Origin of the sequence: Serratia sp. OS31 (assembly GCF_014164835.1) — a bacterium.
Lineage (GTDB): Bacteria > Pseudomonadota > Gammaproteobacteria > Enterobacterales > Enterobacteriaceae > Serratia > Serratia liquefaciens_A.
Genome location: NZ_JACJFQ010000018.1, coordinates 1 through 15,143 on the forward strand (window position 1 = coordinate 1; position 15,143 = coordinate 15,143).

Sequence of the window (15,143 nt, forward strand, 5' to 3'; positions counted from 1 at the left end):
AATGCCAAGAGCCTGAGAAAGGTGCATAAAAAAGGGTTCCAGTCATGTCCTGGAACCCTTTTTACAGCAACCACCGGATCGTTCAACCGATCCTTAAACGATCGGCATTAGTCAATTGACCGGTTTTTTTTATCTGATAATTCGGGGATTATCAGGCTTTGACTGCTGCTGCATCAGCCTGGGAAGACTGGATAGCGGTCAGGGCTACGGTATAAACGATATCGTCTACCAGTGCGCCACGTGACAGGTCGTTCACCGGCTTGCGCATGCCTTGCAGCATTGGCCCGATGGACACCAGGTCAGCGGAACGCTGTACCGCTTTGTAGGTGGTGTTACCGGTGTTCAGATCTGGGAAGATGAACACGGTAGCCTGGCCTGCAACCGGTGAGTTTGGCGCTTTGGACTTGGCGACGTCGGCCATGATGGCGGCGTCGTACTGCAGTGGGCCGTCGATGATCAGGTCAGGACGTTTTTCCTGCGCCAGACGCGTCGCTTCACGCACTTTCTCAACGTCGCTACCTGCGCCGGAGTTACCGGTGGAGTAGGAGATCATGGCTACGCGTGGTTCGATACCGAAGGCCGCAGCGGAGTCTGCCGACTGGATCGCGATTTCAGACAGCTGTTCTGCGGTTGGGTCCGGGTTGATCGCGCAGTCGCCGTACACCAGAACCTGATCAGGCAGCAGCATGAAGAACACGGAGGACACCAGCGAGCTGCCCGGCGCCGTTTTGATCAGCTGCAGCGGTGGACGGATGGTGTTGGCGGTGGTGTGAACCGCGCCGGAAACCAGACCGTCGACTTCGCCTTTCTCCAGCATCAGGGTGCCGAGAACCACGTTATCTTCCAGTTGCTCGCGCGCAACCACTTCGGTCATGCCCTTGCTCTTACGCAGCTCAACCAGACGCGGAACATATTGTTCGCGCACGGCGACCGGATCAACAATCTCGATGCCTTTGCCGAGCTCAACGCCCTGAGCCGCGGCAACGCGCTGGATCTCTTCCGGATTGCCCAGCAGCACGCACTCTGCGATACCACGTTCGGCGCAGATAGCCGCCGCTTTCACGGTACGCGGCTCGTCGCCTTCCGGCAGCACGATGCGTTTGCCGGCTTTACGCGCCAGCTCAGTCAGCTCATAGCGGAACGCCGGTGGAGACAGGCGACGCGAACGCTCGGAGGTCGCAGTCAGAGACTCGATCCATTCTGCGTTGATGTGGCTGGCCACGTAGTTCTGCACTTTCTCGATGCGCTGGTGGTCGTCCGCCGGCACTTCGAGGTTGAAGCTTTGCAGGCTCAGCGAGGTCTGCCAGGTGTTGGTTTCGACCATAAAGACCGGCAGGCCGGTTTGGAACGCACGTTCACAAAGCTTTCTGATCGGTTCGTCGATAGCGTAGCCGCCGGTCAGCAGCACAGCACCAATTTCCACGCCGTTCATCGCCGCCAGACAGGCAGAAACCAGCACGTCAGGACGGTCTGCCGAGGTGACCAGCAGTGAACCCGGACGGAAGTGTTCCAGCATGTGCGGAATGCTGCGCGCACAGAAGGTTACAGACTTCACGCGACGGGTCATGATGTCGCCTTCATTGACCACGGTGGCCTTCAGGTGACGGGCCATGTCGATAGCGCGGGTCGCGATCAGGTCGAAGCTCCACGGCACGCAGCCCAGTACCGGCAGCGGGCTGTTGGCGAACAGTTGCGCCGGGTCAACGTTGGTTACGCTGGCCTTGGTGGAGTCGTCGAAGATCTCGGACAGGTCAGGACGGGTACGGCCCTGCTCGTCAACCGGGGCGTTCAGCTTGTTGATGATCACGCCGGTGATGTTTTTGTTCTTGCTGCCGCCGAAGCTGCTGCGAGCCAGCTCGATGCGCTCTTTCAACTGAGCCGGGGAATCATTGCCCAGTGCCAGTACAAAAACGATTTCCGCATTCAGCGTCTTGGCGATTTCATAGTTGAGCGCGTTGGCGAACTGGTGCTTACGAGTCGGCACCAGGCCTTCGATCAGCACCACTTCCGCGTCTTTGGTGTTCTCGTGGTAGCGCGCCACGATCTCTTCCATCAACTCATCTTGCTTGTTGGAGCTCAGCAGGCCCTCAACGTAGCTCATGCGCAGCGGTTCGGCCGCGGTGATGGTGGAGTTGCTGCTGCGGATGATGGTGGTGGTCTGATCGAGCGAGTCGCCGCCGGTGCGTGGTTGAGCGATAGGTTTGAACACGCTCAGGCTAACGCCTTTTTGCTCCATGGAGCGGATGACACCCAGGCTGACGCTGGTCAGGCCGACGCTGGTGCCGGTGGGGATCAACATAATTGTACGTGACACAGAATAGTCCTCTTCACGAATTAACATGAGGCTAAAACAGCACCGCCAGCCTGAGCTGACGGTGTCGGAGAGCGTTTACGCGGTCAGACGGGATGCGTCTTGCGCGATGACCAACTCTTCGTTGGTCGGGATAACCAGCGCCAGGCGGCTGCCGTCTTTGGTGATGGCGCCGGATTTACCGAAGCGAGCGGCCATGTTGCGCTCGTGGTCAATCTCGAAGCCCAGCAGGCCCAGTTTGTCCAGGGTCAGCTCACGAACCATACCGGCGTTTTCGCCGATGCCGCCGGTGAAGATGACCGCGTCCAGACGACCGTCCATCAGGGCGCTATAGGCACCGATGTACTTGGCCAGACGGTGGCAGAATACGTCCATCGCGCGTTTTGCATCGGCTTTGGTTGCGTAGTTGTCTTCAACGTAACGGCAGTCGCTGGTGACTTCAGTCAGGCCCAGCAGGCCGGATTCTTTGGTCAGCATTTTGTTGATTTGATCAACGCTCATGCCCAGAGAGTCGTGCAGGTGGAAGATGATCGCTGGATCGATGTCACCGCTGCGGGTGCCCATGACCAGGCCTTCCAGCGGGGTCAGACCCATGGAGGTGTCAACGCATTTGCCGTTGCGCACTGCGGTTACGGAACCGCCGTTGCCCAGGTGGCAGGTGATCAGGTTAACTTCTTCAACCGGTTTGTTCAGCACTTTCGCAGCTTCTTGAGTTACGTAGAAGTGGCTGGTGCCGTGTGCGCCATAGCGACGAACGCTGTGGTCACGGTACAGGCTGTACGGCAGGGCGTACAGGTAGGATTCTTCCGGCATGGTCTGGTGGAACGCGGTGTCGAACACGGCAACGTTTTTATCCGCCAGTTTAGGGAAGGATTTCAATGCCTCAGCGATACCGATCAGGTGCGCCGGGTTATGCAGTGGTGCAAACGGCACCGAATCTTTGATACCCTGCAAGACTTCGTCATTGATCACGGCAGAAGCGGTGAACTTCTCGCCGCCGTGCACAATGCGGTGACCGATAGCGGTCAGCTGTGCAGAAAGCTCCGGTTTTTGTGCCAGAATAGTATTAACAATGTAGTTCAGTGCTTCGCTGTGCGCAGCGCCGGCACCCAAAGCCGCTTCGTGTTTGGCGCCGTCCATCTTCCACTTGAGGCGAGCCTCAGGCAGGTGGAAACATTCGGCCAGGCCGGAGAGGTGTTCTTCACCGTTGACAGCATCGATGATAGCGAACTTCAGGGAAGAACTGCCGCAGTTCAGGACCAGTACTAGCTTACTCGACATGGAAGTACCTACTTAAATAGTTCGTGTTGTTAAAGGAAATACCAAAACACGTGGTGAATTAATCGTCAATCAGACAACAAGCGTAGCGCATAATGCCGTTGACATTTATGATTAACATCATGTGAATTGCACAAACCACATGACGATGAAAAAACCGATGATTTCTCTGCGGTTTAAGTAATCTTGATTTTTATAGGGCTAAAAGTTGACAGAATTATTGTCATCTTCTACCGGCCAAAAGGCCGGCCTAGGATACCGATAGCCCGAGGCAAACACAAAATAAATTTAAAGCTTCAAATTTTTTAGTATGTGTTGGCCGTGCCCTTATTTTTCTTTGTGACGTTGAGGTACGCGATGACGAGCAAACCGTCCGGTTCCGTAAGCTGGTTTCAGGTCTTCCAGCGCGGGCAGCATTACATGAAAACCTGGCCGTCAGACAAACGTCTGGCTCCGGTCTTTCCGGAGAATCGCGTTGCGAGTGCCACCCGCTTTGCCGTCCGCTTTATGCCGCCGCTGGCGGTGTTTACCCTGACCTGGCAGATTGCCCTGGGGGGCCAGTTGGGCCCGGCGATCGCCACCGCTCTGTTCGCCTGCAGCATGCCGATGCAGGGCCTGTGGTGGTTGGGCCGTCGTTCTGTCACTCCGTTACCGCCAACGCTGTTGCAGTGGTTCCATGAGGTACGCAACAAGCTGACCGAAGCCGGTCAGGCCGTCGCGCCGGTAGAAGGCACGCCGACCTACCAGTCGCTGGCGGACCTGCTGAAACGCGCCTTCAAGCAGTTGGATAAAACCTTCCTGGATGACCTTTAACACTAAAAATGGCCGTATTCCTGGCGGCCATTTTAGCGTTCTTGCCAATAACCCCCGTTCAAATCAAAGAACCGGCGAGTTGTGATTTCCTGTGATATTGCGCTGTGCGATGCTTTCGCCATGAGTAATTTATCGAGGAAATTATAATGGAAATGACCCACGCCCAACGCCTGATCCTGTCGAACCAATACAAGATGATGACCCTGCTGGATCCGGATAACGCTGAACGTTATCGTCGCTTGCAGACCATTATCGAACGCGGTTTTGGCCTGCAGATGCGCGAGCTGGATCGCGACTTCGGCGAAATGAGCGAAGACGTGTGCCGCACCATTATCAACGTTATGGAAATGCACCACGCGCTGCAGGTTTCCTGGGACAATCTGAAAGACAAACAAGGCATTGAAGCCCGCCGCCTGGCGTTTCTCGGCTTTGACGCCGCGACCGAGGCGCGTCATCTGAGCTACGTGCGTTTCCTGGTTAACACCGAGGGGCGCTATACTCATTTCGATTCCGGCAGCCACGGCTTCAACGCCCAAACCAAAATGTGGGAAAAGTACCAGCGTATGCTGGCTATCTGGCTGTCATGCCCACGCCAGTATCATTTGAGCGCCGTTGAGATAGCGCAAATTATCAATGCCTGATTAAAAGAGGTTTCCTGTGGAGTGTAAGGGTTTTCTGTTCGATCTTGATGGGACGCTGGTGGATTCATTGCCTGCGGTAGAGCGCGCCTGGGTTAACTGGGCCAAACGCCGCGGCGTTGATCCGCAGGACGTGCTGGATTTTATTCACGGTAAACAGGCCATTACCTCGTTGCGTCATTTTATGCCGGGTGAAAGCGAGGCCGAGATTCAGCAGGAGTTTCTGCTGCTGGAACAGGTGGAAGCGCAGGACACGGAGGGCGTTACCGCACTGCCCGGCGCCGCTGCCTTGCTGGCGCGCTTGAATCAACTCGACATTCCCTGGGCGATCGTCACTTCCGGCTCGATCCCGGTGGCTACCGCTCGGCGGAATGCCGGTGGCCTGCCACAGCCGGAGGTTTTCATTACCGCCGAGCAGGTGAAAAAAGGCAAGCCACAGCCGGATGCGTATCTGCTGGGGGCTGAGCGCCTGGGGTTGGCACCGCGGGATTGTGTGGTGGTGGAAGACGCCGCTGCCGGTATTCTTTCCGGGCTGGCTGCAGGCTGCCAGGTGATAGCCGTCAATGCTCCGGCCGATGCGCCAAAGTTGGATCAGGTCGATCTGCTGCTGTCATCGCTTGAGCAGATCGCCGTGAGCAAAACGGAGCAGGGCGCCGCGATTAACCTGGTGGCGTAACGCCCTATCTTCACCCAAATTGATTAGACCCCGCACCGGCGGGGTTTTTTTATGCTAATTTTTAAGCCCTTGGATATCTCTGCCGGGTGAGGCCGTTTTGAACAGCGAATTACTGTGGGTGCTGAGTTTACTGTTGATTGCCATTGTGTTGTTTACCACCAATAAACTGCGTATGGACGTAGTGGCGTTGCTGGTGATCATCGCCTTTGTGCTGAGCGGTACCCTGACCCTGCCGGAGGCCACGGTCGGCTTTAGCGATCCCAACGTGATCCTGATTGCCGCGCTGTTCGTGATTGGGGAAGGGCTGGTGCGCACCGGGGTGGCTTATCAGGTGGGAGACTGGCTGGTGAAGGTAGCCGGCAGTAGTGAAACCAAAATGCTGATGTTGCTGATGGTCACCGTCGCCGGCCTGGGGGCTTTTATGAGCTCAACCGGCGTAGTGGCCATTTTTATCCCGGTGGTGCTCAGCGTGGCGGCGCGAATGAAAATCGCCCCGGGAAGGTTGATGATGCCGCTGAGCTTTGCCGGTCTGATCAGCGGCATGATGACCCTGGTGGCGACCCCGCCGAACATGGTGGTAAACAGCGAGCTGGTGCGCGAAGGCATCAGCGGTTTTGGCTTCTTCGGCGTGACGCCGGTAGGCCTGGCGGTGTTGGTGCTGGGCGTAGGCTATATGCTGGTGGCTCGCCGTTGGCTGGGCAATGAAGACGGCGATAAAACGCGCGAAACCTGGCAGCGACGCACCTTCCGCGACCTGATCCGCGACTACAAGCTAACCGGCCGGGCGCGTCGGCTGGCGCTGCGCAGCGGCTCGCCGCTGGTGGGGCATTCCCTGGACGAGCTACACCTGCGCGCTCGCTACGGCGCCAATGTGGTGGGCATTGAACGTTGGAAACGCTTTCGGCGGGTGATGGTCAGCGCATCCGGCAGCACCGAGCTGCGTGAAGGCGATGTGCTGCTGCTCGACATGTCGGACAGCCAGGTCGATTTACGAGAATTCTGCAGTGAGCAGCAACTGGAACCCATGGTGCTGCGCGGCGACTATTTTTCCGAGCAGTCGCGCAACGTCGGCATGGCGGAAGTGTCGTTGATTCCCGACTCGACGCTGTTGGGCAAAAGCCTGCGCGAATCCGCCTTTCGCAGCCGTTACGATCTGAACGTGGTGGGGATCCGCCGCAATGGCGAAACCCTGGCGGGCAAGCTGGTGGATGAGCCGCTGGCGTTGGGCGACATTCTGTTGGTGATTGGCGACTGGAAGGCGATCCGTCAGCTGCAGGCGAAAACCCATGATTTTATCGTGCTCAATTTGCCCGCCGAGGTCGACGAGGTTGCGCCGGCCATCACTCAGGCGCCGCACGCATTATTCTGTCTGGCGTTGATGGTGGCAATGATGCTGACCGACGAGATCCCAAACCCCATCGCCGCACTGATTGCCTGTCTGCTGATGGGCAAGTTCCGCTGTATTGACATGGAAAATGCCTATAAATCGATCCACTGGCCAAGCATTATTTTGATTGTCGGCATGATGCCCTTTGCTCAGGCACTGCAGAAGACTGGCGGGGTGGATTTGATCGTGCGCGGGTTAATGGACGTTGCCGGCGGTGCCGGGCCAAGGGTGATGCTGGTGTGCCTGTTTGCACTGTGCGCCACTATTGGGCTGTTTATTTCCAATACGGCGACCGCCGTGCTGATGGCACCGATCGCCATTGCCGCCGCCCGCGAAATGGGGGTTTCACCGTACCCGTTTGCCATGATTATCGCCATTGCTGCTTCGGCGGCCTTTATGACGCCGGTTTCTTCACCGGTGAACACTTTGGTGTTGGGGCCTGGGAACTATAAGTTCGGTGATTTTGTGCGTATGGGCGTGCCGTTCACGCTGTTGGTGATGTTGGTTAGCGTGATTATTGTGCCCTGGCTGTATGCATTTTAACGGCGCAGCATGCTGCGCCATAGGATTTACAGGGAGGAGTCGAGGCTGATTTCGTCCAGCGACAGGCTGAAGCTGGGAATAAACACGTTCATGAAATAGTCCATTTCCGGGCTGCCGCGTTGCTGCAAGGTCTTGTCCAATCGGGCCTTCGCCAGCTTGAATTCGTTATTGCCGGCAGAAAGTTCTTCCAGGCACTTCAGGTAGGCGCACAGCGCATCGGCCTGCTTCACCACCAACTTTTCGTCTTCGGTGTAATAGTGCTCGTCGAGAATCGAGCGGAAATCATTGCGCAATTCGGCCGGGATCATATCCAGCAGTTTCTGCTGGGCGATCTTTTCGATCTTTTTGTACTCGTGGGCGATCTGCGGATTGTAGTATTTGATCGGCGTCGGCATATCGCCGGTGATCACTTCACTGGCATCGTGGTACATCGCCAGCAGGGCGACACGCTCGGCACTCAGGTTGCCATTGAACTTCCGGTTCTTGATCACCGCCAGCGCATGGGCGACAAATGCCACCTGCAGGCTATGCTCGGAAACGTTCTCGGTACGGACATTGCGCATCAGCGGCCAGCGGTTAATCAGTTTCAAACGTGACAGATGGGCAAAAAAGTGGCTCTGGCTCATGGTGCTCTCTTATACAACGGCAAGTGAGGGTTCCATTGTGAGCAGTGATGGCGGGTTATGCAACCCAGGCAGTGCGGTGATGGGGGAGAAGGGCGCAGCAGGCTGCGCCCATCATGACTATTGACGATAGCCTTCCAGGAAGCGGCCCAGTTTGCCGACCGCCATTTCCAGTTCATCTACGCGCGGCAGCGTAACGATGCGCACATGATCCGGGTACGGCCAGTTGAAGGCGCTGCCCTGCACCAGCAGGACTTTTTCCTGCAGCAGCAGATCCAGCACCAATTTCTGATCGTCGTGAATATTAAAACGTTTGGCGTCGATGCGTGGGAACATATACAGCGCACCCTGAGGTTTCACGCAGGAAACCCCCGGAATTTCATTCAACAGCTCCCAGGTGCGATTACGCTGTTCATACAGACGGCCGCCGGGTTGAATAAATTCGCTGATGCTCTGGTAACCGCCCAGTGCGGTTTGGATAGCGTGCTGCATCGGTACGTTGGCGCACAGGCGCATTGACGCCAGCATTTCCAGGCCTTCGATATACCCCTTGGCGTGTTTTTTGGGCCCGTTCAATACCATCCAGCCCTGACGGAAACCCGCAACGCGGTAAGTTTTGGACAGTCCGTTAAAGGTGACGGTCAGCAGGTCCGGTGCCAGCGCGGCGATCGAATGGTGTTCGGCTTCGTCATACAGAATTTTGTCGTAAATCTCATCGGAGAAGATGATCAGGTTATGCTGACGGGCAATCTCGACGATTTGTTCCAGCAGCGCTTTGCTGTACACCGCGCCGGTAGGGTTGTTCGGGTTGATGATCACGATGCCGCGGGTGCGTGGGGTGATCTTGCTGATGATGTCATCCAGATCCGGGAACCAACCGGCTTGCTCATCGCACAGATAATGCACGGCCTTACCGCCGGACAGCGAAACCGCCGCGGTCCACAGTGGGTAATCCGGCGCCGGCACCAGCATTTCGTCGCCGCTATTGAGTAACGCCTGCATGGATTGCACGATCAGCTCTGAAACCCCATTGCCGATGTAGATATCCTCAACGGTCACGTCGCGTATGTTTCGTGCCTGGTAGTGCTGCATGATCGCTTTACGCGCCGAGAAGAGCCCTTTGGAATCGGAATACCCTTGCGCCGTGGGCAAATTGCGGATCACGTCGACCAGGATTTCATCAGGGGCGTCGAAACCGAATGGGGCGGGGTTGCCGATGTTCAGTTTCAGGACTTTATTGCCTTCTTCTTCAAGACGTTTAGCTTCTTTGAGCACCGGGCCACGAATGTCATAGCAGACGTTGTCCAGTTTGCTGGATTTCTCAATGGGGGACATAAAAAGTTGAGCCTTTTGCTGGGATGGGGGCGTTCCTACCGTGGAATGCCGCAACCTGCCCAATGTACTCCTGGCGCGGGCGCTTTTGAAGGGCCATGCACGCCTTTGGTGCAAACGAAGGGGGTAACGCAGGAACCCAGGTGAGATAAGCAATGCTAAAGTGTTTTCTTGGGATTTAGTCCTGCATTTTGTTTTAAAATTGGTTTTTTATTCTGCAGGTGGGATGGTGTGCAGTCATAATTACCCGGTATCATCCTCGTGACGGAACGGGACCCGATAAATGGATTAGTTGCGCAGAGATTAAAGAAGTTAAAATGTAAAGAAATGATAATGCCAGAGTAGTCTGATAGCGGGATGTCAATCGGCGATCCAAACTGAAAGACAAGGGTGAATTACATTAGCCGTATTTCAGTTTCTATCTTAAGCGCTGTTTAAGTAGTTATTTCTGATTTATTCACGTAATAAATGTTACTGATTGAATTTATTAAAGTCATGAAAAAATGAACCAGACGCTACGCTACGAACTAAGGATTTTTCCGTGCAGAAAACGACGCTGAGGCCAGTCTGGACGCGGGGGTTATGCAGCACGATTGGTGTGGAAATCTCACGCGTTGAATGAGTAAAATATTTAACCCGGTAAAAATGAAACACTTTCACCACTTATAAAGTACGGCATTTCTATAAGCATTCACGATAGATCACATTTTAAAAGGCGATAGAGGTAACGAAATAAAAGTAATTTTTTTGCCCTCCACTTATGAGTGGGGTACTGTCATGTCTGGCATCGTCCTTTAACGATGTCTTAGAAACACACCAGGGTAGTTTGTAAATTAGAATTCAAAAAGTGAAGAAAACACTATGACAACTGCAAATCGTCCGATACTCAATCTCGACCTCGATCTGCTAAGAACCTTTGTAGCTGTTGCTGATTTGAATACTTTTGCGGCGGCGGCAGTCGCCGTTTGTCGTACTCAATCAGCCGTCAGCCAACAAATGCAGCGGTTAGAGCAACTGGTTGGCAAAGAGTTGTTTGCCCGTCATGGGCGCAATAAATTACTGACCGAACACGGTATTCAGCTTCTCGGCTACGCCAGGAAAATCCTGCGCTTCAATGACGAAGCCTGTACTTCGTTGATGTACAACAATATAAAGGGTGTTCTGACTATTGGCGCTTCTGATGATACCGCCGATACCATCCTGCCTTTCTTGCTTAACCGCGTCACGTCGGTATACCCAAAACTGGCGATTGATGTCCGGGTGAAACCCAGTTCGTTCATGGTCGACATGCTGGAAAGTGGCGAAGTCGATCTGGCCATCACCACGATAGCTGCCGCAGATCGCCCGCACATTGTGCTGCGTACCTCGCCAACCCTGTGGTACTGCGCGGCCGATTACCATTTCCAGGCCGGCGAACCGATCCCGCTGGTGGTGATGGACGATCCAAGTCCATTCCGCGCGATGGCGATCAAACACCTGGATGACGCCGGGATCCCATGGCGGATCGCCTATGTGGCTTCAACGCTTTCCGCCGTTCGCGCCGCCTGTAAGGCCGGGCTGGGCATTACCGTTCGCCCAATCGAAATGATGAGTCCGGACCTGCGCGTGCTTGGCGCAACGGAGGGGCTGCCAGGGTTACCTGATACTCAATACAGCCTGTGCAAGGATCCTCAGTGCGGTAATGAGCTGGCGATGGCGATCTTCAGCGCCATGCAAAACGGCAACGACAGCTACAGCTACAGCTTCAGCGGGCCCGGTGCATCGCTGCAAGATGATGCCTGTCTGGTTGACGATGAGGAATAACGCCAAAAAGCGTTAAACCCGATGAAAAAACCTCTGCTTCGGCGGAGGTTTTTTTTGGTCAAAATTTAGCTAAAAATAAATTTATGGTGCATTGGATGATTTTTTATTACGAAGTGGTTATTTGTTTGAGTATTTGTGGGTAATGAGAACGGTTATCAGACGAAGAAAATGACTTTCGGTGATTTTTTGCACGATTAGTTTTTCAGCTAAAGACCTGGAATGGATAGGGTTATTTTGATAGTTTGTCTCGGCGATTTTTACCGCCAGAATTGACAAAATTTATTAAAGGGCCACACTTTTTTTGAGGTTTTATGCTGAAAACGTGTCCTGGATCAAAAAAATACCCCTAGGTAGTGAGTGGAAGAACAGGAGATTCCTGAGACAATGGTATAGTAAAACTGAAATGTGCATGTTGGTTTATATCTATCTGTTTCTACACGGCAATTAACTGACACGATTTAGCCTAAGCCAGGCGCATCAAATGTTAATTAAATGATACGTATGTAAACTAGTGTGTAGATACTTTTGTCAAAGTTGACAAAAGGTTATAGAAAGGAGTAAAAAGCCCACAGTAAAACGCTGCCTAACTCGCTGTAAAAGCAGTTTGTTTGTGTGGTTTATTTATCCTTCCCTTAAATCGATGTGGTGCACTAACTGCCAGATACAAGAGCAGAGCGATCGACGCCACTTTTGATGAGTAAGCATAGAGTATGTCAACAACCACTGAAGTTATCGCTCATCACTGGGCGTTCGCCGTATTTTTTGTCGTGGCTATCGGGCTTTGCGGTTTAATGCTGCTGGGCGCGTTCTTCCTGGGTGGGAGAGCCCGTGCGCGTGCCAAACATACCCCGTTTGAATCAGGTATCGACTCTGTCGGCACGGCGCGTATGCGTCTGTCCGCCAAGTTCTATCTGGTCGCCATGTTCTTCGTTATTTTCGATGTTGAAGCCTTGTACCTGTACGCCTGGTCGGTCTCCATTCGCGAGAGCGGTTGGGTTGGCTTCATCGAAGCCGCCATTTTCATTTTGGTGCTATTGGCCGGTCTGTTTTATCTGGTGCGTATCGGCGCATTGGACTGGACACCGTCGCGTTCCAAACGTCTGAGCAAACCAGGCACGATCACTAACACCAACAGTCATCCGCAGTAGTCGGTAAAAAACGAGGCATTAAGATGGACTATACGCTCACCCGCATAGACCCGAACGGTGAGAACGACCGTTACCCCCTGCAAAAACAGGAGATTGTCGCCGATCCCCTGGACCAACAGGTTCACCGCACGGTTTACATGGGTAAACTCGAACATGCATTGCATGACATGGTGAACTGGGGGCGTAAAAACTCTATTTGGCCCTATAACTTTGGCCTTTCGTGCTGTTACGTGGAGATGGTGACTTCGTTTACCGCCGTTCACGACGTGGCTCGTTTTGGTGCCGAAGTATTGCGTGCTTCGCCGCGTCAGGCTGACCTGATGGTGGTAGCCGGTACCTGCTTTACCAAGATGGCTCCGGTTATTCAGCGCCTGTACGAACAGATGCTGGAACCCAAGTGGGTGATCTCGATGGGCGCCTGTGCCAACTCCGGCGGCATGTACGATATCTATTCCGTGGTGCAGGGCGTGGACAAATTCTTGCCGGTCGACGTGTATATCCCGGGTTGTCCACCGCGTCCAGAAGCTTACATGCAGGCGCTGATGCTGTTGCAGGAATCGATCGGCAAAGAACGCCGTCCGCTGTCCTGGGTTGTTGGCGATCAGGGCGTTTACCGCGCCAATATGCAGTCTGAAAGAGAGCGTAAACACGGCGAGCGTATCGCGGTGACCAACCTTCGGACGCCTGACGAGATTTAAGACGTTCATTTAACGTCCATCTTAGTGCGCTATTGGTTAACACAGCGAAAAGTGAACTTGCGGCGAAATAACCCTTTAGTGTGGTGAAAAAAAATTATGACAGATTCAACGACGCACGACGCCTTGCCGGCCTGGCAGACCCGAGATCACCTCGACGATCCGGTGATTGGCGAACTGCGCAACCGTTTTGGGCCGGAAGCCTTCACTGTTCAGCCCTCCCGTACCGGAATGCCCGTGGTATGGGTCAAGCCTGACCAGTTACTGGAAGTAATGACGTTTTTGAGAAAACAGCCGAAGCCTTACGTCATGCTGTTCGATCTGCATGGCGTGGACGAGCGTCTTCGCACCCACCGCGACGGTTTGCCGGCCGCGGATTTTTCTGTTTTCTACCATCTGATTTCTATCGAACGCAACCGCGACATCATGCTGAAAGTGGCGCTGTCTGAAAAAGACCTGCACGTGCCCACAGCAACCAAGGTTTTCCCTAATGCCAACTGGTATGAGCGTGAAACCTGGGAAATGTTCGGTATTACCTTCGACGGCCACCCGCACCTGACGCGCATCATGATGCCGCAAACCTGGGAAGGCCACCCGCTGCGTAAAGACTACCCGGCGCGCGCTACCGAGTTCGATCCCTTTGTGTTGACCAAACAGAAAGAAGATCTGGAAATGGAAGCGCTGACCTTCAAGCCGGAAGATTGGGGTATGAAGCGTGGCACCGAGAACGAGGACTTCATGTTCCTCAACCTCGGCCCGAACCACCCATCTGCGCACGGTGCATTCCGTATCATTCTGCAACTGGATGGCGAAGAGATCGTCGACTGCGTTCCGGATATCGGTTACCACCACCGTGGCGCCGAGAAAATGGGCGAACGTCAGTCCTGGCACAGCTACATTCCGTACACCGACCGTATCGAGTACCTCGGCGGCTGCGTGAACGAAATGCCTTACGTGCTGGCGGTTGAGAAACTGGCCGGGATCAAGGTACCGGAGCGCGTTGATACTATCCGCGTGATGCTGTCCGAACTGTTCCGCATCAACAGTCACCTGCTGTACATCAGTACGTTCATTCAAGACGTCGGCGCCATGACCCCGGTGTTCTTCGCCTTTACCGATCGTCAGAAAATCTACGATCTGGTGGAAGCGATTACCGGTTTCCGTATGCACCCGGCCTGGTTCCGTATTGGCGGTGTTGCACACGACCTGCCGCGCGGTTGGGATCGTCTGCTGCGTGAATTCCTCGAGTGGATGCCAAAACGTCTGGATTCCTACGTCAAGGCTGCGTTGAAGAACAGCATCCTGAAAGGCCGTTCCGTAGGTGTTGCATCCTACAATGCCAAAGAGGCATTGGAGTGGGGCGTGACCGGCGCCGGTCTGCGCGCTACCGGTATCGAGTTCGACGTGCGCAAATGGCGTCCGTATTCCGGCTATGAGAATTTCGACTTCGAAATCCCGGTCGGCGACGGCAACAGCGACTGCTACACCCGCGTCATGCTGAAGGTAGAAGAGCTGCGCCAGAGCCTGCGCATCCTTGAGCAGTGCCTGAACAACATGCCGGAAGGCCCGTTCAAGGCCGATCACCCGCTGACCACGCCGCCGCCGAAAGAGCGTACGCTGCAGCACATTGAAACGCTGATCACCCACTTCCTGCAGGTTTCCTGGGGCCCGGTGATGCCAGCCAACGAATCATTCCAGATGATTGAAGCCACCAAAGGGATCAACAGCTACTACCTGACCAGCGACGGCAGCACCATGAGCTACCGCACCCGGGTACGTACGCCAAGCTTCGCGCACCTGCAGCAAATCCCAGCGGTAATCCGTGGCAGCCTGGTCTCCGACCTGATCGTCTATCTGGGTAGTATCGATTTTGTAATGTCAGATGTGGACCGCTAA

General features: G+C 54.6%; 12 protein-coding genes. 8 read left to right on the forward strand and 4 right to left on the reverse strand.

What is annotated here, in order from left to right; translation table 11 throughout:
• Positions 1-151: 151 nt before the first annotated feature.
• Positions 152-2,314 (reverse strand): phosphate acetyltransferase, encoded by a 2,163-nt coding sequence (gene pta / locus H5P17_RS15620; protein WP_044553012.1) that lies wholly within the window; start codon positions 2,312-2,314, stop codon positions 152-154.
• 75 nt (positions 2,315-2,389) lie between these two features.
• Positions 2,390-3,592 (reverse strand): acetate kinase, encoded by a 1,203-nt coding sequence (gene ackA / locus H5P17_RS15625; protein WP_182823883.1) that lies wholly within the window; start codon positions 3,590-3,592, stop codon positions 2,390-2,392.
• A 354-nt stretch (positions 3,593-3,946) separates the two neighbouring features.
• Here ackA and yfbV point away from each other — a divergent pair, with 354 nt between their 5' ends.
• The 4 genes from yfbV (at position 3,947) to H5P17_RS15645 (ending at position 7,646) form a co-directional block, all read left to right on the forward strand.
• On the forward strand, positions 3,947-4,402 hold the full coding sequence (yfbV, locus tag H5P17_RS15630) for a terminus macrodomain insulation protein YfbV (RefSeq protein ID WP_020827856.1): 456 nt from the start codon (positions 3,947-3,949) through the stop codon (positions 4,400-4,402).
• Positions 4,403-4,548: 146 nt separating this feature from the next.
• Positions 4,549-5,043, forward strand: coding sequence for a YfbU family protein (locus H5P17_RS15635; protein WP_020827855.1), 495 nt, complete (start codon positions 4,549-4,551; stop codon positions 5,041-5,043).
• A 16-nt stretch (positions 5,044-5,059) separates the two neighbouring features.
• On the forward strand, positions 5,060-5,716 hold the full coding sequence (locus H5P17_RS15640) for a sugar phosphatase (RefSeq protein ID WP_044552643.1): 657 nt from the start codon (positions 5,060-5,062) through the stop codon (positions 5,714-5,716).
• A gap of 97 nt (positions 5,717-5,813) precedes the next feature.
• The gene (locus H5P17_RS15645; RefSeq protein ID WP_255477932.1) at positions 5,814-7,646 is read left to right on the forward strand and encodes an SLC13 family permease; all 1,833 of its coding nucleotides are present in this window, start codon (positions 5,814-5,816) and stop codon (positions 7,644-7,646) included.
• 26 nt (positions 7,647-7,672) lie between these two features.
• Here the strand turns inward: H5P17_RS15645 and yfbR are convergent, their stop codons facing one another.
• Entirely contained in the window at positions 7,673-8,272 is a 600-nt protein-coding gene (gene yfbR, locus H5P17_RS15650) for a 5'-deoxynucleotidase (RefSeq protein WP_182823885.1), read from the reverse strand.
• Between the two features lie 117 nt (positions 8,273-8,389).
• The gene (locus tag H5P17_RS15655) at positions 8,390-9,604 is read right to left on the reverse strand and encodes a pyridoxal phosphate-dependent aminotransferase (RefSeq protein ID WP_020827851.1); all 1,215 of its coding nucleotides are present in this window, start codon (positions 9,602-9,604) and stop codon (positions 8,390-8,392) included.
• Positions 9,605-10,462: 858 nt separating this feature from the next.
• Between H5P17_RS15655 and lrhA the strand changes: the two genes are divergently transcribed.
• The 4 genes from lrhA (at position 10,463) to nuoC (ending at position 15,143) form a co-directional block, all read left to right on the forward strand.
• Positions 10,463-11,404, forward strand: a complete 942-nt coding sequence (gene lrhA, locus H5P17_RS15660) for a transcriptional regulator LrhA (protein ID WP_182823887.1) — start codon at positions 10,463-10,465, stop codon at positions 11,402-11,404.
• A gap of 710 nt (positions 11,405-12,114) precedes the next feature.
• The gene (locus tag H5P17_RS15665) at positions 12,115-12,552 is read left to right on the forward strand and encodes an NADH-quinone oxidoreductase subunit A (RefSeq protein ID WP_020827849.1); all 438 of its coding nucleotides are present in this window, start codon (positions 12,115-12,117) and stop codon (positions 12,550-12,552) included.
• Positions 12,553-12,575: 23 nt separating this feature from the next.
• Positions 12,576-13,250 carry an NADH-quinone oxidoreductase subunit B family protein gene (locus tag H5P17_RS15670; protein WP_004947278.1) on the forward strand — a complete coding sequence of 225 codons (675 nt, stop codon included), beginning with the start codon at positions 12,576-12,578 and terminating at the stop codon, positions 13,248-13,250.
• A 96-nt stretch (positions 13,251-13,346) separates the two neighbouring features.
• Positions 13,347-15,143: an NADH-quinone oxidoreductase subunit C/D gene (gene nuoC / locus H5P17_RS15675; protein WP_020827848.1), complete on the forward strand. Its 1,797-nt coding sequence runs from the start codon at positions 13,347-13,349 to the stop codon at positions 15,141-15,143.